20 protein-coding genes are annotated in these 21,983 nt (G+C 69.9%); 11 read left to right on the forward strand and 9 right to left on the reverse strand.

The window, feature by feature from the left end; translation table 11 throughout:
• Nucleotides 1-4 precede the first annotated feature (4 nt).
• From murJ to trxA, 6 genes are all read left to right on the forward strand, one after another.
• On the forward strand, nucleotides 5-2,341 hold the full coding sequence (gene murJ / locus S1361_RS20050; RefSeq protein ID WP_208033188.1) for a murein biosynthesis integral membrane protein MurJ: 2,337 nt from the start codon (nucleotides 5-7) through the stop codon (nucleotides 2,339-2,341).
• A 118-nt stretch (nucleotides 2,342-2,459) separates the two neighbouring features.
• Complete coding sequence (locus S1361_RS20055; RefSeq protein WP_208033189.1) at nucleotides 2,460-4,181, forward strand: protein kinase family protein; 1,722 nt, start codon at nucleotides 2,460-2,462, stop codon at nucleotides 4,179-4,181.
• A gap of 25 nt (nucleotides 4,182-4,206) precedes the next feature.
• The gene (sigM, locus tag S1361_RS20060; RefSeq protein ID WP_208033190.1) at nucleotides 4,207-4,956 is read left to right on the forward strand and encodes an RNA polymerase sigma factor SigM; all 750 of its coding nucleotides are present in this window, start codon (nucleotides 4,207-4,209) and stop codon (nucleotides 4,954-4,956) included.
• Nucleotides 4,953-5,855 carry an anti-sigma factor family protein gene (locus tag S1361_RS20065; protein WP_208033191.1) on the forward strand — a complete coding sequence of 301 codons (903 nt, stop codon included), beginning with the start codon at nucleotides 4,953-4,955 and terminating at the stop codon, nucleotides 5,853-5,855. Before sigM ends, S1361_RS20065 begins: the two co-directional genes overlap by 4 nt.
• Nucleotides 5,856-6,008: 153 nt before the next feature.
• Nucleotides 6,009-6,977, forward strand: a complete 969-nt coding sequence (trxB, locus tag S1361_RS20070) for a thioredoxin-disulfide reductase (protein ID WP_208033192.1) — start codon at nucleotides 6,009-6,011, stop codon at nucleotides 6,975-6,977.
• A 50-nt stretch (nucleotides 6,978-7,027) separates the two neighbouring features.
• The gene (gene trxA, locus S1361_RS20075; RefSeq protein WP_208033193.1) at nucleotides 7,028-7,360 is read left to right on the forward strand and encodes a thioredoxin; all 333 of its coding nucleotides are present in this window, start codon (nucleotides 7,028-7,030) and stop codon (nucleotides 7,358-7,360) included.
• A gap of 87 nt (nucleotides 7,361-7,447) precedes the next feature.
• Here the strand turns inward: trxA and S1361_RS20080 are convergent, their stop codons facing one another.
• The 9 genes from S1361_RS20080 to rpmH all read right to left on the reverse strand — a co-directional run bounded on the left by S1361_RS20080 (nucleotide 7,448) and on the right by rpmH (nucleotide 14,412).
• Nucleotides 7,448-8,065: a GNAT family N-acetyltransferase gene (locus tag S1361_RS20080; protein WP_208033194.1), complete on the reverse strand. Its 618-nt coding sequence runs from the start codon at nucleotides 8,063-8,065 to the stop codon at nucleotides 7,448-7,450.
• A 323-nt stretch (nucleotides 8,066-8,388) separates the two neighbouring features.
• Nucleotides 8,389-9,489, reverse strand: coding sequence for a ParB/RepB/Spo0J family partition protein (locus S1361_RS20085; protein ID WP_208033195.1), 1,101 nt, complete (start codon nucleotides 9,487-9,489; stop codon nucleotides 8,389-8,391).
• Nucleotides 9,486-10,559, reverse strand: coding sequence for a ParA family protein (locus tag S1361_RS20090; protein WP_208036687.1), 1,074 nt, complete (start codon nucleotides 10,557-10,559; stop codon nucleotides 9,486-9,488). The genes S1361_RS20085 and S1361_RS20090 overlap by 4 nt, the downstream gene beginning before the upstream one ends.
• A 323-nt stretch (nucleotides 10,560-10,882) precedes the next feature.
• Entirely contained in the window at nucleotides 10,883-11,599 is a 717-nt protein-coding gene (gene rsmG / locus S1361_RS20095; protein WP_059250036.1) for a 16S rRNA (guanine(527)-N(7))-methyltransferase RsmG, read from the reverse strand.
• 117 nt (nucleotides 11,600-11,716) lie between these two features.
• Nucleotides 11,717-12,229, reverse strand: a complete 513-nt coding sequence (locus S1361_RS20100; RefSeq protein ID WP_208033196.1) for a Jag family protein — start codon at nucleotides 12,227-12,229, stop codon at nucleotides 11,717-11,719.
• 15 nt (nucleotides 12,230-12,244) lie between these two features.
• Nucleotides 12,245-13,516 (reverse strand): membrane protein insertase YidC, encoded by a 1,272-nt coding sequence (yidC, locus tag S1361_RS20105; RefSeq protein WP_208033197.1) that lies wholly within the window; start codon nucleotides 13,514-13,516, stop codon nucleotides 12,245-12,247.
• Nucleotides 13,517-13,519: 3 nt separating this feature from the next.
• Nucleotides 13,520-13,885 carry a membrane protein insertion efficiency factor YidD gene (yidD, locus tag S1361_RS20110; RefSeq protein WP_208033198.1) on the reverse strand — a complete coding sequence of 122 codons (366 nt, stop codon included), beginning with the start codon at nucleotides 13,883-13,885 and terminating at the stop codon, nucleotides 13,520-13,522.
• The gene (gene rnpA / locus S1361_RS20115) at nucleotides 13,882-14,253 is read right to left on the reverse strand and encodes a ribonuclease P protein component (RefSeq protein WP_208033199.1); all 372 of its coding nucleotides are present in this window, start codon (nucleotides 14,251-14,253) and stop codon (nucleotides 13,882-13,884) included. The genes yidD and rnpA overlap by 4 nt, the downstream gene beginning before the upstream one ends.
• A 21-nt stretch (nucleotides 14,254-14,274) precedes the next feature.
• Nucleotides 14,275-14,412 carry a 50S ribosomal protein L34 gene (gene rpmH / locus S1361_RS20120; protein WP_003956500.1) on the reverse strand — a complete coding sequence of 46 codons (138 nt, stop codon included), beginning with the start codon at nucleotides 14,410-14,412 and terminating at the stop codon, nucleotides 14,275-14,277.
• A 397-nt stretch (nucleotides 14,413-14,809) separates the two neighbouring features.
• On the opposite strand from rpmH, the gene dnaA reads away from it, so the two are divergent.
• From dnaA to S1361_RS20145, 5 genes are all read left to right on the forward strand, one after another.
• Nucleotides 14,810-16,759 carry a chromosomal replication initiator protein DnaA gene (gene dnaA / locus S1361_RS20125; RefSeq protein ID WP_208033200.1) on the forward strand — a complete coding sequence of 650 codons (1,950 nt, stop codon included), beginning with the start codon at nucleotides 14,810-14,812 and terminating at the stop codon, nucleotides 16,757-16,759.
• Nucleotides 16,760-17,719: 960 nt separating this feature from the next.
• Complete coding sequence (gene dnaN / locus S1361_RS20130) at nucleotides 17,720-18,850, forward strand: DNA polymerase III subunit beta (protein WP_208033201.1); 1,131 nt, start codon at nucleotides 17,720-17,722, stop codon at nucleotides 18,848-18,850.
• A gap of 192 nt (nucleotides 18,851-19,042) precedes the next feature.
• Nucleotides 19,043-19,918, forward strand: a complete 876-nt coding sequence (gene gnd / locus S1361_RS20135; protein ID WP_208033202.1) for a phosphogluconate dehydrogenase (NAD(+)-dependent, decarboxylating) — start codon at nucleotides 19,043-19,045, stop codon at nucleotides 19,916-19,918.
• A 53-nt stretch (nucleotides 19,919-19,971) separates the two neighbouring features.
• Nucleotides 19,972-21,093: a DNA replication/repair protein RecF gene (gene recF, locus S1361_RS20140; RefSeq protein WP_208033203.1), complete on the forward strand. Its 1,122-nt coding sequence runs from the start codon at nucleotides 19,972-19,974 to the stop codon at nucleotides 21,091-21,093.
• A complete protein-coding gene (locus tag S1361_RS20145) occupies nucleotides 21,090-21,677 on the forward strand; it encodes a DciA family protein (RefSeq protein WP_208033204.1) in 588 nt (195 codons plus the stop codon). The genes recF and S1361_RS20145 overlap by 4 nt, the downstream gene beginning before the upstream one ends.
• Nucleotides 21,678-21,983 lie beyond the last annotated feature (306 nt).

Raw genomic sequence — 21,983 nt, forward strand, 5'->3', positions numbered from 1 at the left:
AAGCATGAACGCGCCGTACGACGGTGACCGCGGTCAGGGCGCGGCCGGCTCGGGCTACCCCGAGCCGCCGCCCGAGCCCGGCCAGGTGCCGCCGCAGCACGCGGCGGACATGTATCTCCAGGACGCCTACGAGCAGGACCCCTACCGGGCGCACGACCTCGCCGCCCAGGACCCGGTCGCCGAGGCGCTCTACGACCGCGCCGCGCACCCGCCACCGCCCGCGGACCCGTACGACCAGCAGCAGCCGCTGTACGCCCCGCCCGCCCAGTCGCCCCACGCCCCCGACCCGAACGTGTGGGCCCAGACTCCGGCGCCGGAGCCGGCCGGCGCCACCCAGTACCTGCCCTACGGCGAAGATCCGCGCACGACCCAGTTCGTCGGCGTGGACGACCTGGTCACGCACTCCGGTGAGGAGTACCACGAGCCGGACGCCTTCGCGCATCTCTTCAAGGACCAGCAGCAGGGCGGTGGGCACGCGCCCATGGACCCTCCGGCCGTCCCGGGACCGGCCGCCGCGCCGGGCGCCGGACTCGGCCCCGGCCAGTACCCGCCGCACGCGCAGAGCCCGCAGCAGGGCCACCCCTATGCCGGCGCCGGATATCCGGCGCCGTCCTCGGTGCCCGCACCGGCCGTCGCTCCGGATCCCGCCGGTCCGGCCGCGGCCGTCGCGGCGGAGACCTCCACGGCCACGGCCGCTCCCGCCAGGAAGGGCGGACGGGCCGCCGGGCTGCTGAAGTCCAGCGCGGTCATGGCGGCGGGCACGATGGTGTCCCGCCTCACCGGCTTCATCCGCTCCGCGCTGATCGCCGCCGCACTGGGCCTCGGCTTCCTCGCCGACTCCTTCCAGGTGGCCTACCAGCTGCCGACGATGATCTACATCCTCACCGTCGGCGGCGGCCTGAACTCCGTGTTCGTGCCGCAGCTGGTGCGCTCCATGAAGGAGGACGAGGACGGCGGCGAGGCCTTCGCCAACCGGCTGCTGACCCTCGTGATGGTGGCCCTGGCCGCACTGACCGGGCTCGCGATGTTCGCCGCGCCCCTGCTGGTGCGGCTGCTCGCCAACCCGGTGGCCAACGACCCGGCGGCGAACGAGGTCGCGGTCACCTTCACCCGCTACTTCCTGCCCTCGATCTTCTTCATGGGCATCCACGTGGTGATGGGTCAGATCCTCAACGCGCGCGGGAAGTTCGGCGCGATGATGTGGACCCCGGTCCTGAACAACATCGTCATCATCGTGACGCTCGGGATGTTCATCTGGGTCTACGGCACTGCCGCCAACTCCCACATGGGCGTCACCACCATCCCGCCGGAGGGCCAGCGGCTGCTCGGCGTCGGTGTGCTGCTCGGCCTGGTCGTCCAGGCCCTGGCGATGATCCCCTACCTGCGCGAGACAGGCTTCCGGATCCGGCTGCGCTTCGACTGGCGGGGCCACGGCCTGGGCAAGGCCGCGATGCTCGCCAAGTGGACGGTCCTGTTCGTCCTCGCCAACCAGGCGGGCGCCATGGTCGTCACCCAGCTGTCCACCGCCGCCGGCAAGGACTCCGGCGTCAAGGGCACCGGCTTCGCCGCCTACGCCAACGCCCAGCTGATCTGGGGCCTGCCTCAGGCCATCATCACCGTGTCCCTCATGGCCGCCCTGCTGCCGCGCATCTCGCGCTCGGCCGCCGAGGACGACGCGGGCGCCGTCCGCGACGACATCTCCCAGGGCCTGCGCACCACGGCGGTCGCCATCGTGCCCATCGCCTTCGGGTTCGTCTCGCTCGGCATCCCGATGTGCACGCTGATCTTCGGCTCGGCCGGCACGGGCGCGGCCGTCAACATGGGCTACATGCTGATGGCCTTCGCCCTCGGCCTGATCCCGTACTCCGTGCAGTACGTCGTCCTGCGCGCCTTCTACGCCTACGAGGACACCCGCACCCCCTTCTACAACACGGTCATCGTGGCCGCGGTCAACGCCAGCGCTTCGGCACTGTGCTACTTCCTGCTGCCCGCCCGCTGGGCGGTCGCCGGTATGGCCGCCGCCTACGGCCTCGCCTACGCCATCGGTGTGGGCGTCGCCTGGCGCCGGCTGCGCAAGCGGCTGGGCGGGGACCTGGACGGGGCCCGGGTGCTGCGGACGTACGCGCGGCTGGGGATCGCCTCGGTGCCGGCGGTCCTGCTGAGCGGCGCGGCCTGCTACGGCATCGGGCACACTCTCGGCCACGGCGTCGTCGGCTCGTTCGCCGCGCTCCTCGTCGGCGGTGCCGTCCTGTTCGGCGTCTTCTTCGTCGCCGCGCGCCGGATGCGTATCGAGGAACTCAACTCGCTCGTCGGCATGGTGCGCGGGCGCCTGGGTCGGTGAGGTGGGGGTAGCCGCACAACCATCGTCCGCCGCCGCGTGTCGTGCATAGCGGCGGACTGTGGGCACAATTGGTTTCGGCGTCGGACAGCGTGCAACGGATGGGGAGGCAGGGACGACGGTGGCGGAACGGAGCACGGCTGCCGTCGACGTGGCAGACAACAGCGGTGAGCAGCCGCTGACCGCCAAGGCGGACCAGTCCACGGCCGACGGGGTGGCCATGAACCCGGAGCGGGACACGGACAGCGACGAGGCGCAGGGGAGCGGCGGAACCGAAGGTCCCGGGCGTAAGGCATCGCCTCCGGAGCTGCACAGCGGTCACAAGCTCGCCAGACGCTACCGGCTGGAGGAGTGCGTCACCCGTCTGGACGGATTCAGCAGTTGGCGTGCGGTCGACGAGAAACTCCGTCGTGCCGTCGGCATCCATGTACTGCCCGCGGACCACGCCCGGGCCCGTTCCGTCCTCGCCGCCGCCCGTTCCTCCGCCCTGCTCGGAGATCCACGCTTCGTCCAGGTCCTCGACGCGGTCGAGGAGAACGACCTCGTCTACGTCGTCCACGAGTGGCTGCCCGACGCCACCGAGCTGTCCACGCTCCTCACCGGCGGCCCGCTGGAGCCGCACGACGCCTACCAGATGGTCAGTCAGGTCGCCTCGGCCATGGCGGCCGCGCACCGTGAGGGCCTCGCCCATCTGCGGCTGAACCCGAACGCCGTACTGCGCGCCTCCACCGGCCAGTGGCGCATCCGGGGGCTGGCGGTGAACGCGGCGCTGCGCGGCATCGGCTCCGACACCCCGCAGCGCACCGACACCGAGGCGATCGGCGCCCTGCTGTACGCGGCGCTGACCCAGCGCTGGCCCTACGAGAGCGACGCCTACGGCCTGTCCGGCCTCCCCAAGGACATCGGTCTCATCGCCCCCGACCAGGTGCGGGCCGGCGTGCATCGCGGCCTGTCCGAGCTGGCCATGCGCGCCCTCGTCAACGACGGGGCCACGGCGTCCCGGCACGAGGCGCCGTGCACCACGCCCGAGGAGCTGGTGAAGGCGATCGGCGAGATGCCGCGCATCCGCCCGCCCGAGCCGGCGTTCACGGCCCCGCCGGAGTACCAGCGCACGACCTACCAGCAGGGGACCTACGGCCGCCCGGCGTCGCACCCCGGTGCCACCCAGCCGATCGCGGCCCCGCCGCCCCCGCTCCAGAGCCGTACCGGCAAGGCTCTGAAGTGGGCGGTGTCGGCCCTGCTCATCGCCGCCCTGGGCCTCGGCAGCTGGCAGCTGGCGGACGCACTGATGGACCGGAGTGAGAAGTCGGACGACACCCACAAGACCCAGACGACGGACGGCGGCGACAAGAACGCCGTCAAGCCGAAGCCGGTCCCGATCAAGATCCAGAACGGCCAGGAGTTCGTCGCCAAGGGCGACCCCCAGAACTCCGGTGCCGAACCCAAGACCTACGACGGCGACACGTCGACGTACTGGAAGACCAAGAGCTACAACGAGGGTCCGACGTTCGCGCCGTACAAGCCGGGCGTCGGCATCGTGTACGACCTCGGTTCGGCCAAGAAGGTCACCACGGCCACCCTCGACCTGCGCTACGGCGGTGACCACACGACGGTAGAGCTGTACGCTGCCGACTCGCTGACGCCGGCGTCGCTGGACTCCATGACGAAGATCGGCAGTGCCACGACCACGGGGACCACCGCCACGGTGAAGGTCACCAAGCCGGTCAAGACGCAGTACGTTCTGGTCTGGCTGACGGCCGTTCCGACCTCGGGGTACGACTCCACTCTGTACGCCAGTGCCGGTTTCAAGCAGGCCATCGGCGAAGTGAAGTTCACGGGCTGACGCCCGCCCGGACCGGAGGGGGCAGATGGCGGAGGGCGCCGGATACGACGGAGTGGGCGACCGCGACCTGCTCGCCCGCCACGTGGAAGGCGACCCCGAGGCCTTCGGCGAGATCGTGCGGCGGCATCGGGACCGGCTCTGGGCGGTCGCCCTGCGGACCCTGGGGGACCGCGAGGAGGCCGCTGACGCGGTGCAGGACGCCCTGGTGTCGGCCTACCGGGCCGCCCACACCTTCCGGGGCCAGTCGGCCGTCACCACGTGGCTGCACCGGATCACGGTGAACGCCTGCCTGGACCGGGCGCGCAAGACGGCCTCGCGCAAGACGGCCCCGGTCGACGACACCGAACGGCTGGAGCAGCTGCTGGAGCCAGTCGAGTCCGCCTCGGCGCCGGCCGAGCGGAAGGACGTGCACCGCCAGCTCCTCGAAGCGCTCGGCACCCTGCCACCGGAGCAGCGGGCTGCCCTGGTCCTGGTGGACATGCAGGGCTACCCCGTGGCGGAGGCCGCGCGGATCCTCGACGTGCCGACGGGAACGGTGAAGAGCCGCTGCGCCCGGGGCAGGGCCAGGCTGCTCCCGCTGCTCACGCACCTACGGCCCGAAGGCAGCCCAGACCGAGGACGGGGCGGTGCCGGGAGCGGGAAAGAAGCCGGCCCGGGACGGAACCGGGAGCCGGGGTCATCCGTCCCACCGGCAACGGGGTCCCCGGGCGGGCGTCCCGGGAACGCGGGACCGAGTGATTCAGCCGTAGCGAAGGGCGGAGGTGGGCGAGCGTGACTTCCACGACAGACACGGCCGGGCACCCGGACGTCGCGGAGATCTCCGACCTCACCGAAGGCCTGCTTCCGCCGGACCGCAGCACGGACGTACGGCGCCATCTGGAGGCGTGCGAGGCATGCGCGGACGTGTACGCCTCCCTGGAGGAGATCCGGAGTCTGCTGGTCTCCGTGCCGGCGCCCGAGCGGATGCCGGACGAGGTGGCCGCCCGTATCGACGCCGCCCTGGCCGCCGAGGCACCGCTGACCACCGGCGGTGAGGGCACCGCGGGTCATGTTTCACGTGAAACACCGACCTCTGCCGATCACCCCGCGGATCATCCCGCCGACCGCCCCGCGGGGCGTCCGCGTGCGGCGACCGGGCCGGGGCGCAAGGACAAGCGAGGGCGGCGCCGCGGCCGGCTCGTCCTGGGTGCCGTTCTCACGGCCGCGGTCCTGGGTGCCGGAAGCCTGGTCCTGACGACGCTCGGCGACAACGGCGACCACACGACGGCCCACGGGACCCCGACCGCGTCCGCCGAGACGTTCTCCGGCGACAGCGTGCAGCACCAGGTGAAGACTCTCCTCACCACCCAGAAGGGCTTGCAGCGGGGCAGCGGGAAGCCCCGGCTGAACTCCGACGACGGGTCGGGCACGCCCGGCTCGACCGAGGGCCCGAACACCTTTATCCAGACCGCGGTTCCGGTCCCCGACTGTGTCCGGCAGGCGCTCCGCCAGAGCGCCGACGTCCTGGGCGCCAAGACGGGAACCTATGCGGGGAGGGCCGCCTACCTCGTCGTCGTGGCCGACGGCCAGGACAGCAAGCGGGTCACCGCGTACGTGATCGACGCGGCCTGCGTACACCAGCAGACGGCTTCGACCGGCACGGTGCTGCTGAAGCAGTCCGTCGGACGGCCCTGAGTCCGCTGGAACACTCCTTCGGCCGCTCAAGGGCATGCGTGTGCCCGGACACACCGGGAATGCGCGCCCCGTAGGATCCGTTGGGTGGGGTGAGAGTCCCGAAAGGGACTAGCACCGGTCGACTGACGCAGACCAGAGACGAGGAATCAAGCCGTGAGCGACGTCCGTAACGTGATCATCATCGGCTCCGGGCCCGCAGGCTACACGGCGGCGCTGTACACCGCCCGTGCGTCGCTGAAGCCCTTGGTGTTCGAAGGCGCCGTCACCGCGGGTGGTGCCCTGATGAACACCACCGAGGTGGAGAACTTCCCGGGCTTCCGCGACGGCATCATGGGCCCCGACCTCATGGACAACATGCGCGCCCAGGCCGAGCGCTTCGGTGCCGAGCTGGTTCCGGACGACATCGTCTCCGTCGATCTGACCGGTGAGATCAAGACCGTCACCGACACCGCGGGCACGGTGCACCGGGCGAAGGCCGTCATCGTCACCACCGGCTCCCAGCACCGCAAGCTGGGCCTGCCGAACGAGGACGCGCTCTCCGGCCGTGGTGTCTCCTGGTGCGCCACCTGTGACGGGTTCTTCTTCAAGGAGCATGACATCGCCGTGATCGGCGGTGGCGACACCGCGATGGAGGAGGCCACCTTCCTCTCGCGGTTCGCCAAGTCCGTGACGGTCGTCCACCGCAGGGACACCCTGCGCGCCTCCAAGGCGATGCAGGAGCGTGCCTTCGGCGATCCGAAGATCAAGTTCGTCTGGGACAGCGAGGTTGCCGAGATCCAGGGCGACCAGAAGCTCTCCGGCCTGAAGCTGCGCAACGTCAAGACCGGCGAGCTGTCCGAGCTGCCCGTGACGGGCCTGTTCATCGCCATCGGCCACGACCCGCGCACCGAGCTGTTCAAGGGCCAGCTGGACCTCGACGAGGAGGGCTACCTGAAGGTCGCCTCCCCGTCCACCCGCACCAACGTTGCCGGTGTCTTCGCCGCCGGTGACGTGGTCGACCACACCTACCGTCAGGCGATCACCGCGGCCGGCACCGGTTGTTCCGCGGCTCTGGACGCCGAGCGTTACCTCGCCGCCCTCGCCGACGAGGAGCAGGCGGAACCCGAGAAGACCGCAGTCTGACCTTCCTCTCCCCCCCCGCCCCACCGCACGACCAAGGTAAGGAGCCCACCGTGGCCGGCAACCTGAAGATTGTGACCGACGACTCCTTCGATCAGGAAGTCCTCAAGAACGACAAGCCTGTCCTGGTGGACTTCTGGGCGGAGTGGTGCGGCCCGTGCCGCCAGATCGCTCCGTCCCTGGAGGCGATCGCTGCCGAGCACGGCGACAAGATCGAGATCGTCAAGCTCAACATCGACGAGAACCCGGGTACTGCCGCCAAGTACGGCGTCATGTCCATCCCCACCCTGAACATCTACCAGGGCGGCGAGGTTGCCAAGACCATCGTCGGCGCCAAGCCCAAGGCCGCGCTCCTCCGCGACCTCGAAGAGTTCATCACCCAGTGACGTTTCACGTGAAACACGAATGGGCCAACCCCCTCGGGTTGGCCCATTCCCATTGAACGGCCACCTGCCATGGTCGCTGCCCAGGAACTACAGCGGCCGGAGCGCCGGCTCCTTCTGGACCGCTCCCAGGAGCCGGTCGAGTGCCATCTCCACGTCTTCCTTCCAGGAGAGCGTCGACCGCAGTTCCAGCCGCAGCCGGGGATGCGTGGGGTGCTGGCGGACCGTTTTGAAGCCCACGGCCAGGAGATGGTCGGCGGGCAGCAGGCAGGCGGGCTCCTTCCAGCGGGCGTCCCCGAACGCCTCGATCGCCTTGAAGCCCCGGCGCAGCAGATCCTTGGCGACCGCCTGTACCAGTACCCGGCCCAGTCCCTGCCCCTGATAGCCGGGCATGACGAAGGCCGTCATCAGCTGGACGGCGTCCGGCGACACCGGGCTGGTGGGGAAGGCCGTCGAGCGTGGGACATAGGCCGGCGGAGCGTAGAGGACGAATCCCGCCGGTACGTCATCGACGTACACCACCCGGCCGCACGACCCCCAGTCCAGCAGGACGGCGGAGATCCAGGCTTCCTTCTCCAGTGCGGCCGTGCCCGCCTTCACTGCCGCCTCACCGCTGACAGGGTCGAGCTCCCAGAAGACGCACGAGCGGCAACGATGGGGAACGTCCTGAAGGTTGTCCAGCGTAAGCGGCACGAGCCGACGCCCCATGAAGGCTGATCCTCGCTTCCTTCACCCGCCGCATCGCGAGCGGCTGTCAGAGCACTCCGTCGCCTGAGCAGGCTGCTGACGAATCCGCCGACCACTCCCAGGCTCAGACCCGCGCTCACCAGTCCGGTGCGGCTCATCGATCGCATGGCTCCCGTCTCCCACTCACAGATGCAGATGCTGTCCGGTGGATGTGCCATACCTGATCGCATCGTATCCACGATGCGATCCACTCGATACCGCCTCACAGCAAAGAGCGGGCCGTGTTCCGGTACACACCGGAACACGGCCCGCTCCCTGCACCACCGGGCGGCACTGCCCGAGGATCAGTCGTGCGTCTCCTCGCCGTCGCTCTCGTGGAGGCTCTTCTGGAGTGCCAGCTTCTCGCCCGGGGCGAGCGTGCTGAGGATCCTCTCGAGGTCGTCCGCGGAGGCGAACTCGACGGTGATCTTGCCCTTCTTCTGGCCCAGCTCGACCTTCACCCGCGTCTCGAAGCGGTCAGAGAGCCGCGTGGCCAGCTCGTTCAGCGCCGGCGAGGGAACGGAGCCGGCACGAGGCCCCCGGGCGCGTGAGGCCTTCTGCGGTCGCGAGCCCATCAGAGTCACGATCTCTTCCACGGACCGCACGGACAGCCCCTCGGCCACGATCCGGTGCGCCAGCCGGTCCTGCTCCTCCGAGTCCTCGACGGCCAGCAGCGCTCGGGCGTGACCGGCCGAGAGCACTCCGGCGGCCACCCGCTTCTGGACGGTCGGGGAGAGCTTCAGCAGCCGCAGGGTGTTGGAGACCTGCGGGCGGGAACGCCCGATCCGGTCGGCCAGCTGGTCGTGCGTGCAGTTGAAGTCCTTCAGCAGCTGGTCGTAGGCAGCCGCCTCTTCGATCGGGTTCAGCTGCGCGCGGTGCAGGTTCTCCAGCAGCGCGTCCAGGAGGAGCTTCTCGTCGTCCGTGGCCCGGACGATGGCCGGGATGGCCTCCAGGCCGGCCTCGCGGCAGGCCCGCCAGCGGCGCTCGCCCATGATCAGCTCATAGCGGCCGAGGCTCAGCTGCCGCACGACGACGGGCTGCAGAAGGCCGACCTCCTTGATGGAGGTGACCAGTTCCTGGAGCGCGTCCTCGTCGAAGATCTCACGCGGCTGGCGCGGGTTCGGCGTGATGGCGTCGAGGGGGATCTCGGCGAAGTGGGCTCCCATCGGAGGCGCAGGCACCTCGGCGCCCGGGCTCGCCGTCGCCGCCTCGGCTTCCTGTGCAGCCGGCGGCAGCGTGGCCACCTTCGCCGCGGCCACTCCGCGATCGGTCGTCAGCACCGGGACGGCTGCGGGGGAGGCGGATGCTCCCCCTCCCATCGCCGCCGGGGCCGGGGCCTTCTCGGTCGGGGCCGCGGGGATCAATGCGCCGAGACCACGGCCCAGACCCCTCCGTCGCTCGCTCACTGGATCCCCTCCACCATGCTCGGGTCTTTCTGGGCGCCGATGTGGGCCTGGCTCGCGTCGTAGCTGACGCCGATGCCCTTCAGCGCGATTTCTCGGGCGGCCTCAAGGTACGAGAGGGCGCCGCTCGATCCTGGATCGTAAGTCAGCACCGTCTGCCCGTAACTCGGCGCCTCGGAGATACGGACGGAGCGAGGAATGCTCGTCCGCAGCACCTCGTCACCGAAGTGGTTGCGCACCTCTTCCGCGACCTGGGAAGCAAGACGCGTCCGGCCGTCGTACATGGTGAGCAGGATGGTCGACACATGAAGGGCGGGGTTGAGGTGCCCCCGCACCAGGTCGACGTTGCGCAGGAGTTGGCCGAGGCCTTCCAGCGCGTAGTACTCGCACTGGATCGGGATGAGGACCTCCGCGCCCGCGACGAGCGCGTTGACCGTCAGCAGGCCGAGCGAGGGCGGGCAGTCGATGAGGATGTAGTCCAACGGCTGTTCGTATGCCTGGATGGCTCGCTGCAGCCGGCTCTCCCGGGCCACCAGGGACACCAGCTCGATCTCCGCACCGGCGAGGTCGATGGTGGCCGGGGCACAGAAGAGGCCTTCGACGTCGGGGACGGGCTGGACGACCTCGGCGAGAGGCTTGCTCTCCACCAACACGTCGTAGATGGAGGGAACTTCGGCGTGATGGTCGATCCCCAGGGCCGTAGACGCGTTGCCCTGCGGGTCGAGGTCGATCACCAGAACACGGCCACCATGCAGAGCCAGCGAAGCGGCAAGGTTGACGGTCGTCGTCGTCTTGCCGACACCGCCCTTCTGGTTGGCGACCACGATGACTCGGGTCTGCTCCGGTCGTGGCAGACCTTCGCCGGCGCGGCCGAGAGCCTCCACCGCCAGTTGGGCCGCACGACCGATGGGAGTGTCGTCCATCGGGGACGGTGTTTCACGTGAAACATCCGCCCCCATCGACTCGGTACGGGGACCGGGGACCGGATCGGTCATCGGTCCCGCGATGTTGGCGTCGGACCGCAAGGATTCACTCTCCTCGACTTCAGGCTCGCAATGAACAGAGCCTCCCATGTCTTCGGGGTCGTGAACCAGTGAGGCCTGGTGTTCTGTGGAGAAATCCACCTCTGTGGACAACTCCGTGCCCCCGGAGAGGGACGGAGCGTCCGGGGAAACGGGGTCCTCTCGGAGTGCACCGAGAGGCTTACGGTCGCGGGGTTCGGCCGCAGCGCGGCCACGACTGATGATGCCGTGCAGCAGTGAGCGACGTTTCACGTGAAACACGATGCACAGCCACCGCGACCGGACCTTCGCGACACTCCGGCTTGCGTAGGTTTGGCAGCTTGTGTGGAGTACGTCTCGTCGTCAGGACGGATCAGTGATGCTCGTCCCTCGTCTCACCGACGTCGCCGGGCGCGACCGGTACGGGCCGCCTTGGCGCGCTTCGCGGCGAAGCGCACACCTCCCGGGCTCTCCCCGACCTCGACCCGCACCACCGTGGACAGCGGATCCACCACGCCCTCGCCCACATGGAGGATGGACGTCTCCACGGCACCGAGCTTGCTGAGGGCGGTGGCCGCGGCCTTCAGCTCCTCCTCGGCGGTGTCGCCCTTGAGCGCGAGCATCTCGCCGTACGGGCGCAGCAGCGGGATGCCCCAGGCGGCCAGGCGGTCCAGCGGGGCCACGGCCCGGGCGGTCACCACATGGACCGGCGGCAGCTTGCCCAGGACCTCCTCGGCACGGCCGCGCACCACGGTGACATGGTCCAGGCCGAGCAGTTCGACGACCTCGGTCAGGAAGTTGGTGCGCCGCAGCAGGGGCTCCAGCAGCGTGATGTTCAGGTCGTCGCGGACCAGGGCCAGCGGAATGCCCGGCAGCCCGGCCCCGGAGCCGACGTCGCAGACCGTCACTCCCTCCGGGACCGCCTCGGAGAGCACCGCACAGTTCAGCAGGTGCCGCTCCCACAGGCGGGGCACTTCCCGCGGGCCGATCAGGCCCCGCTGCACGCCCGCCTCGGCGAGCAGCTCCGCATAGCGGACCGCATCGGCGAAGCGATCACCAAACACTTCCCGCGCCTGCTCGGGCGCGGGGGGAAGCTCCGCTGCCTCCGTCACGGGGACCGTCCTTCCGTACAGCGCCGGCGCTTCGCGCACCGGCCACCAGAACTACCAGGCTGACAAAGTTCGGCCCCGCCTGCTCAACAGACGGGGCCGGTGAAACGAAGGGACCGATCAGGCGGGCAGCACGACGACGAAGCGCTGCGGCTCCTCGCCCTCGGACTCGCTGCGCAGTCCCGCGGCCTTGACCGCGTCGTGCACGACCTTGCGCTCGAACGGGGTCATCGGCTTGAGCTTCACGGGCTCGCCGGTGCTCTTCACCTCGGCGGCGGCCTTGGCGCCCAGCTCGGACAGCTCGGACCGCTTCTTGGCCCGGTACCCCGCGATGTCCAGCATCAGCCGGCTGCGGTCGCCGGTCTCCCGGTGCACCGCCAGGCGCGTCAGCTCCTGCAGCGCCTCCAGCACCTCGCCGTCCCGTCCGACCAGCTTCTGCAGGTCGCGGCTGCCGGTGTCGCTGATGATCGACACGGCGGCGCGGTCGGCCTCGACGTCCATGTCGATGTCGCCGTCGAGGTCGGCGATGTCCAGCAGACCCTCCAGGTAGTCCGCCGCGATCTCACCCTCCTGCTCCAGGCGGGTGAGGGTGTCTGCACCCTCGGAAGCGGCGGAGGTGGTGCCTTCCGTCACGGGATGGGCTCCTTCTTACTTCTTGGACGGGGACTTGGGCCGCTGCGGTCCACCCTTGCGCTGGCCGGACTGGGCCTTGCTACGGGTGCCGGAGCCGGGCTTCTGGGGCTGCTTGGCAGCGGCTGGCTTGGCGTCCTGCGGCTCGGACTTCTCCAGCGACAGGGAGTCCTCCGCCTGCTTGGCCGCGCCGGACTGCCGCTGGGCCTTGGACTGACGCTTGGGCTGCTGGCGCCGGACGGCGGTGGCCGTGGCGGTGCCGGCGACCGCGCCCTCCTCGGTCTGTGCGGCGGCCTGGGCCGCGCTCTGCGTGACCGTGCCGTCGGCCTGGGCGGCGAGGCCGGCCTTGTTCAGCGCGTTGATGAACTTGCGCTCGAACTCGTTGCGGTCGCGGCCCTTGGCGACGATCGCCTTGATGATGACCTTCTCGCTGCGCCGGCGGACCTTGCCGTGCTGCGTGACGTGCTTGGTCAGGCGCTCCAGGTAGGCGGCCTGGGCCTTGGAACCCGGGGTCGGGTTGTTGTGGATGACGTACATCTGCTGGCCCATGGTCCACACGTTGGTGGTCAGCCAGTAGACGAGGACACCGACGGGGAAGTTCACACCGAAGACGGCGAACATGACCGGGAAGACGTACATCAGCATCTTCTGCTGCTGCATGAACGGCGTCTTCACCGTGGTGTCGACGTTCTTCGTCATCAGCTGGCGCTGCGTGTAGAACTGCGACGCCGACATCAGCACGATCATGATCGCCGTCACGACGCGGACGTCGGTCAGCGAGGCGTGCAGCGCGGCGACCTGGCTCTCGCTGCTGAAGAACTTGGAGGCCAGCGGGGCCCCGAAGATGTGCGCCTTCTGCGCGCTCTCCAGCAGCCCCTGGTCGATCACGCCGATGGTCTTGTTCGACGCGATGCCGTTGAGCACGTGGTAGAGGGCGAAGAAGAACGGGGACTGCGCCAGGATGGGAAGGCACGAGGAGAGCGGGTTGGTACCCGACTCCTTGTACAGCTTCATCATCTCTTCCGACTGGCGCTGCCGGTCGTTCTTGTAGCGCTCCTGGATCTTCTTCATCTCCGGCTGGAGCGTCTGCATCGCACGGGTCGCCTTGATCTGCTTCACGAAGAGCGGGATCAGGCAGATGCGGATCAGGATCACCAGGGACACGATGGACAGGCCCCAGGCCCATCCGGTGTCAGGGCCGAAGATGGCGCCGTACACCGTGTGGAACTGGACGATGACCCAGGAAACGGGTGTTGTGATGAAGCTGAAGAGGCTGGCAATCGTGTCCACTAATCATGCTCCTTGGGCATGGGACGAGGTCTCTGCGGCCGGGCTCGAAGGAGACTCGGGAACAAGCTTCGCCTCGATGGCCGGTTCGGCGGCGGAGGGCCCGCCCCTGCGTGCGCGCCACGCGTTGCGCAGTATTTCGTGCCACCGCGGGCGCTTACGCGGCGGAACATGGTCCACACCGCCGAGCGACCACGGATTGCACCGGAGGATGCGCCAAGCGGTGAGTGCCGTTCCCTTGACTGCACCGTGCCGGTCGATGGCCGTGTAGCCGTAGTGGGAGCACGACGGGTAGTACTTGCACACCGGCCCCAGCAGCGGACTGATCGTCCACTGGTACAGCTTGATCAGGGCCAGTAGCGGGTACTTCATCGCGTGCCCCCTCCCAGCAGCCGCTCCAGGGCGGCATCCAGGTCTCGGGCCAGCTGTGCATGGTCTGCGTCGCCCGCTCCGGGCAGCGCTCGTACGACTACCAGGCTACCGGGGGGAAACAGGGCGACTCGGTCACGCATCAGATGGCGCAGTCTGCGCTTCACTGTGTTGCGCACGACCGCGCCACCCACGGCCTTGCTCACGACGAAACCCGCACGCGTCGGGGGAGCGCTCTCCCCAGGCGCGTGCGGGTCCGTGGCACCGCTACGAAGGTGGACGACGAGAGTCGGGCGTCCGGCCCGACGACCCCGTCGTACCGCGGTCGCGAAGTCCTCGCGCCGCCTCAGCCGGTTCTCGGTGGGCAGCACGACGTCATGACCTGATCGGGATCAGGCGGACAGGCGGGCGCGACCCTTGCTACGGCGGGACGCGAGGATCGCGCGGCCGGCACGGGTGCGCATACGCAGCCGGAAGCCGTGGGTCTTCGCGCGACGACGGTTGTTCGGCTGGAAGGTGCGCTTGCTCACTCGGGGGCTCCAGAAGAAATCGGTAGTGGCGGGGTGCCGTCCTGGCTGTCACCGTGCGCCCACGAGTAGCTCGCGTCACGCCCGAGTGCACCGCTTCCCGATCACCTGAAGTGACCTGTGCCCATCGGAGGCAGGCGGCAGCAGCCATCGACAACTCGACCTGGTTACGGTACGCGCGGCTGCGCCATTCGGTCAAACCGGGGGTCACCGAGAGACACTGTCCACAGGCTGGGGACAACAACTTGAACCGTACCCGCCGCGCTGACTACCGTGACTGGACTCCGAATGCGTTCCCTTGTCCCTGCCCGAGGGGGACCGCCCCGACCACCCACCCGGATTCCCATCCCGACCCGTCCCCGGACCACACGTTCGTGGGACCTGTGAGAGAGCGTGCCCTGTGGCTGACGTACCTGCCGATCTTGCCGCAGTGTGGCCACGAGTACTGGAGCAGCTCCTCGGCGAGGGCCGCGGACAGGGTGTGGAGACGAAGGACGAGCACTGGATCCGCCGCTGCCAGCCGCTCGCGCTGGTCGCGGACACCGCTCTGCTCGCCGTACCGAACGAATTCGCGAAGGGCGTACTGGAGGGCCGTCTCGCGCCGATCGTCAGCGAGACCCTGAGCCGTGAGTGCGGCCGCCCCATCCGCATCGCGATCACCGTGGACGACTCGGCGGGCGAACCGCCGGCCTCCGCCGCGCCCGCCCCGCAGGGCCCCAAGCAGCGCTACGAGGAGCCGGAGCTGCCCTCCGGGCCGTACGAGGGCTACGGCCGCCACCGCGGCGCCGAGCAGCTCCCGGGCACCGAGCCGCGCACCGAGCACCCGCCGCCGCGCCCGGACCAGCTCCCGACCGTCCGCCCGGCCTATCCGTCCGAGTACCACCGCCCCGAGCCCGGCGCCTGGCCGCGCCACGGGCAGGACGACTACGGCTGGCAGCAGCCCCGGCTCGGCTTCCCCGAGCGGGACCCGTACGCCTCGCCGTCGTCCCAGGACGGCTACGGCTCCGGCGCCGACGCGTACGGCGCGCCGGCCCAGGACTACCGCCCCCAGGGCATGGACCGGCCGCCGTACGAGCAGCAGCGCGGCGACTACGACGGCCCGCGCGCCGAGTACGAACCCTCCCGCCCGGACTACGACACCGGACGCGGGGAGTACGACCCGTCCCGGACCGAGTACGACCAGCGGGACCCGGTCCGCCGGGAGCTGCCCGAGCCGCCGGCGCACCGCGGCGGCCCCGGCCGCCCGGACGTGCCCTCCACGGGCGCCCCCGGTCCGCTGGCCGCGCAGCCGGCACCGGCGAGCGGCCCCGGTGAGCCGACCGCGCGCCTGAACCCCAAGTACCTCTTCGACACGTTCGTCATCGGCGCCTCCAACCGCTTCGCCCACGCGGCGGCGGTCGCGGTCGCCGAGGCGCCCGCGAAGGCGTACAACCCCCTGTTCATCTACGGGGAGTCGGGGCTCGGCAAGACCCACCTGCTGCACGCGATCGGGCACTACGCGCGCAGCCTCTACCCGGGCACCCGCGTGCGGTACGTCAGCTCGGAGGAGTTCACCAACGAGTTCATCAACTCCATCCGCGACGGCAAGGGCGACAGCTTCCGCAAGCGCTACCGCGAGATGGACATCCTGCTCGTCGACGACATCCAGTTCCTGGCGGACAAGGAGTCGACGCAGGAGGAGTTCTTCCACACCTTCAACACGCTCCACAACGCCAACAAGCAGATCGTGCTCTCCAGCGACCGGCCGCCCAAGCAGCTGGTCACCCTGGAGGACAGGCTGCGGAACCGTTTCGAGTGGGGTCTGATCACCGACGTCCAGCCGCCGGAACTGGAGACGCGTATCGCGATCCTGCGGAAGAAGGCGGTCCAGGAGCAGCTCAACGCCCCGCCGGAGGTGCTGGAGTTCATCGCCTCCCGGATCTCGCGGAACATCCGTGAGCTGGAGGGCGCGCTGATCCGGGTGACGGCGTTCGCCTCGCTCAACCGGCAGCCGGTGGACCTGGGCCTGACCGAGATCGTCCTGAAGGACCTGATCCCCGGTGGCGAGGACTCGACGCCGGAGATCACGGCGACGGCCATCATGGCGGCGACCGCGGACTACTTCGGGCTCACGGTGGAGGATCTGTGCGGCAGCTCGCGAGGCCGCCAGCTGGTCACGGCCCGGCAGATCGCGATGTACCTGTGCCGGGAGCTGACGGATCTGTCGCTGCCGAAGATCGGCGCGCAGTTCGGCGGCCGTGACCACACGACCGTCATGCACGCCGACCGCAAGATCCGCGCGCTGATGGCGGAGCGGCGCTCGATCTACAACCAGGTCACCGAGCTGACCAACCGCATCAAGAACGGCTGACGCCGGCCGTACGGCGGCGCCGAGGGCGCCCTGGGGACACCTGCCCCCAGGGCGCCCTTTTCTGTGCCGGGCGCCGGAGACGGCCGGCAGGGGCGCCGCCTGCCGGTCCGCGGACCACCTACCGACGGCTGCAGACCGCCGTTGCGGGCTGCGGACCCGGTTCCCGCGGGCTGTGGAGCGTTCCTCGGTCGTCATCCGGTGTTCGATTAATTGCCTGGTTACGGCCACTCTCCACAGATTCGGTGACTTTCTTCCGTCCACATCCTGGGGACTGTGGAGTTGTCCCGAACTGTGTCCACAGGGAAGCTGGTCCCACCGCTTCCGCCCAGCTCAGAGGCCTGTGGAATCGTGGACGAACGATCTCCACAGACTGTGGAAAACGCGGGGGCCCGCAGCCTGTGCACCGAGTTGTCCACCGGCCGCCCACAGGCTGAGGGCGGTTGTCCCCAGCGATCCCCGGCTTCTCCACAGCGCTGTCCACTGTTCGGCAACGCGGCGCGCCCCGTCACCGCGTCGAGTGAAAGGCGTCACAGGAAGCTGCCGGGTTGGGGTGTGGGTAACGTGGGTATTCCTGGGGACGCAGCTGGGGAGAACTGCCCTCAGCCTGTGGGCGACGTGTGCAGAACTTTCCGTTCTCCACAGAAGGCCCCGGTTGTCCACTGCCTCCATACACAGGGCCGGTGGACAAAAAACCCGCGCTGAGCTGGGCAAACGGGGTTATCCACGGTATCCACAGGCCCTACTACTACTCCCGACTAGAGAGAGCTCGGGAATCGCTTTGAAGCGGGGGCTGTGCACAACTCGCCGTCTCGTGCCCGGCTGCCCCTCGGACCGACTTGACCCCGACGGGCACCTACTGTCAGTGGGGTGCGTCAGACTGGTCCCCGGTGTCCTTCCCTTCGCAGTGGGCGGTGACACCGAGTCGGAGGACTCAGTAGCAACAGCAGGAGGCGGCTTACGGTGAAGATCCGGGTGGAACGCGACGTACTCGCGGAGGCAGTGGCGTGGGCGGCACGCAGCCTCCCGGCCCGTCCGCCGGCGCCTGTCCTCGCCGGCCTGCTGCTGAAGGCCGAGGACGGCCAGCTGAGCCTGTCGAGCTTCGACTACGAGGTCTCCGCGCGTGTGAACGTCGAGGCGGAGGTCGAGGAGGAGGGCACGGTCCTCGTCTCCGGCCGCCTGCTCGCCGACATCTCCCGCGCGCTCCCCAACCGGCCGGTGGAGATCTCCACAGACGGTGTACGGGCGACCGTGGTCTGTGGATCCTCCCGGTTCACCCTGCACACCCTGCCTGTGGAGGAGTACCCGGCGCTGCCGCAGATGCCGAACGCGACCGGCACCGTCCCCGGCGAGGTCTTCGCGGCCGCCGTCTCGCAGGTGGCCATCGCGGCCGGCCGTGACGACACGCTCCCGGTGCTCACCGGTGTGCGCATCGAGATCGAGGGCGACACGGTCACCCTGGCCTCCACCGACCGCTACCGCTTCGCGGTCCGCGAGTTCCTGTGGAAGCCGGAGAACCCGGACGCCTCCGCCGTCGCCCTGGTCCCCGCCAAGACGCTGCTGGACACCGCGAAGTCGCTGGGCGCGGGCGACAGCGTCACGCTGGCGCTGTCCGGCTCCGGCGCCGGTGAGGGCCTGATCGGTTTCGAGGGCGCGGGCCGGCGTACGACCACCCGGCTGCTCGAGGGTGACCTGCCGAAGTACCGCACGCTGTTCCCGACCGAGTTCAACTCCGTCGCCGTGATCGAGACCGCGCCCTTCGTGGAGGCCGTCAAGCGTGTGGCGCTGGTGGCCGAGCGGAACACCCCGGTGCGGCTGAGCTTCGAGCAGGGTGTGCTGATCCTGGAGGCCGGGTCGAGCGACGACGCACAGGCTGTGGAAAGGGTCGACGCGCAGCTGGAGGGCGACGACATCTCGATCGCCTTCAACCCGACGTTCCTGCTGGACGGTCTGAGCGCGATCGACTCGCCGGTGGCCCAGCTGTCGTTCACCACGTCCACCAAGCCGGCGCTGCTGAGCGGCAAGCCGGCGCTGGATGCCGAGGCCGACGACGCGTACAAGTACCTGATCATGCCGGTGCGGCTCAGCGGCTGACCGTTCTCCACAGCTGTGCACGGTGCCGGGGGCTCCTGTGGGTATCCGGCACCGTGACCGGGCGGGATGGGTGCTCCTGGGTCTCCGCAGGTGAGCGGGTATGCCCACAACTGTGCGGAAGTGGTCGGGTTTAGGCTCGGCTCGGCACGAAGGTGCCCCACACGCCACACAGCGACCTAAGGAACACAACTGATGGAGCTCGGTCTCGTCGGCCTCGGCAAGATGGGCGGCAACATGCGCGAGCGGATCCGCCGCGCGGGCCACACCGTCATCGGATACGACCGCAACGCGGACCTCGCGGATGTCCACAGCCTGGAAGAGCTTGTGGGCAAGCTCAGCGGCCCGCGGGTGATCTGGGTGATGGTCCCGGCCGGCGAGCCCACCCAGTCGACCATCGACCGGCTCGCCGAGCTGCTGGAGCCCGGTGACGTGGTCGTGGACGGCGGCAACTCCCGCTGGACGGACGACGAGCGGCACGCCGAGGAGCTGGCCGCCAAGGGCATAGGTTTCGTGGACTGCGGCGTCTCCGGCGGCGTCTGGGGCCTGGAGAACGGGTACGCGCTGATGTACGGCGGCGACGCCGAGCACGTCGCCAAGGTGCAGCCGGTCTTCGACGCGCTGAAGCCGGAGGGCGACTTCGGCTCGGTGCACGCGGGCAAGGTCGGCGCGGGCCACTTCGCGAAGATGGTCCACAACGGCATCGAGTACGCCATGATGCAGGCCTACGCCGAGGGCTGGGAGCTGCTGGAGAAGGTCGACTCCGTCACGGACGTCCGCGAGGTGTTCCGGTCCTGGCAGGAGGGCACGGTCATCCGGTCCTGGCTGCTTGACCTCGCGGTGAACGCCCTCGACGAGGACGAGCACCTGGAGGGCCTGCGCGGTTATGCACAGGACTCCGGTGAGGGACGCTGGACTGTGGAGGCCGCCATCGACAACGCGGTGCCGCTGCCGGCGATCACCGCGTCGCTGTTCGCGCGGTTCGCCTCCCGTCAGGAGGACTCGCCGCAGATGAAGATGATCGCCGCGCTGCGCAACCAGTTCGGCGGTCACGCCGTAGAGAAGAAGTAGTCCACAGGGTCGCCCGAGCGATCCACAACCCTGGGGGAGGTCGGCGGACGACCATGCACGTCACGCATCTTTCGCTGGCCGACTTCCGCTCGTACGCCCGGGCCGAGGTCCCGCTCGACCCGGGCGTCACCGCCTTCGTCGGCCCCAACGGGCAGGGCAAGACCAACCTCGTGGAGGCGGTCGGCTACCTGGCGACCCTCGGCAGCCACCGGGTCGCCTCCGACGCGCCCCTGGTGCGCATGGGCGCCGAGCGGGCGGTCGTCCGGGCGCAGGTCCGGCAGGGCGACCGGCAGCAGCTGATCGAGCTGGAGCTGAACCCGGGCAAGGCCAACCGCGCCCGCATCAACCGGTCCTCGCAGGTCAGGCCGCGGGACATGCTGGGGATCGTACGGACCGTGCTGTTCGCGCCCGAGGACCTCGCCCTCGTCAAGGGCGACCCGGGCGAGCGGCGGCGGTTCCTGGACGAGTTGGTCACCGCGCGGTCGCCGCGGATGGCGGGCGTGCGCTCCGACTACGAGCGGGTGCTCAAGCAGCGCAACACCCTGCTGAAGACGGCGGCGCTGGCCCGGCGGCACGGCGGGCGCTCCATGGACCTGTCCACCCTCGACGTCTGGGACCAGCACCTCGCGCGCGCGGGTGCCGAACTGCTCGCCCAGCGGATCGACCTCGTCGCCGCGCTGCAGCCGCTCGCCGACAAGGCGTACGAGCAGCTGGCCCCCGGCGGCGGACCGGTCGCGCTGGAGTACAAGCCGTCGGCTCCCGGCGAGGCGCACACGCGCGAGGAGCTGTACGCCCAGCTGACGGCGGCGCTGACCGAGGCCCGCAAGCAGGAGATCGAGCGGGGCGTCACCCTCGTCGGACCGCACCGGGACGACCTGGTCCTCAGACTCGGGGAGCTGCCCGCCAAGGGGTACGCCTCGCACGGCGAGTCATGGTCCTACGCCCTCGCCCTGCGGCTGGCCTCCTACGACCTGCTGCGCGCCGAGGGCAACGAGCCGGTGCTGATCCTGGACGACGTCTTCGCCGAGCTGGACGCCCGCCGCCGGGAACGGCTGGCGGAGCTGGTCGCGCCCGGCGAGCAGGTGCTGGTCACCGCCGCCGTGGACGACGACGTTCCGCACGTGCTGGCCGGTGCCCGGTACGTGGTGGCGGGCGGGACGGTGGAGCGCGTATGAGCCCCGAGGAACCCACCCCGAAGCCCCCCAAGCTCCCCAATGCCGCCGAGACCCCGAAGGCCCCGAGGGCCGCGGGGAGGACCGAGCCCTCCGGTGTCGATCTCGCGCGCGTGGCGTTGCGCGCCGCGAAGGAGCAGGCACGCGCGCGCGGAGACGCGGCGCGGCAGAGGAAGCAGGCGCGGCGGGGCGGCGGTCTGCGCTCCGGGGCGGGCGCCGACGGCCGTGATCCGATGGCGCTGGGTGCGGCGATCAACCGGCTGATCACCGAGCGCGGCTGGGAGACGCCGGCCGCGGTGGGCGGCGTGATGGGCCGCTGGCCGCGGATCGTCGGCGAGGACCTGGCCAAGCACTGTGTGCCGCAGCGGTACGACGAGGACGAGCGGGTGCTGACCGTGCAGTGCGACTCGACGGCCTGGGCGACCCAGCTGCGGGTACTCGCGCCGACGCTGGTGGCGCGGATCAACGAGGACCTCGGGCACGGCAGCGTACGCGTGATCAAGGTGCTCAACCCGGGCGGCCAGGCCCGTCGCTACGGCCCGCTGCGGGCCCCGGGGAGCACCGGTCCCGGCGACACCTACGGGTGATCTACCTCACGTCGGGCGGTCGTCCCGGCGGCCCGTCGTACCCGCGCGCACCGGCGTGGATCACCGTCGCACCGGGCCCGGAAAGGCCGCGGATCGCCATCTGACCCCCCAGTAGCCAAGGGTTGACGGCCCGAAGCTCTGAGTGCCGCCGTGAGCCCCTTGGAGCCCCCATCCGTATATCGGGACCCGGCCGAGACCGGTTCAGGGCGGCACATGGGGACTCAGGTACCGGCAAACCCCCATCGATGTCAGTGCTACCGGTAGACTGGAAGACAATCCCGCCCCAACGTGGGGACCGCCCGGGAA

It is taken from the genome of Streptomyces cyanogenus (assembly GCF_017526105.1).
Lineage (GTDB): Bacteria > Actinomycetota > Actinomycetes > Streptomycetales > Streptomycetaceae > Streptomyces > Streptomyces cyanogenus.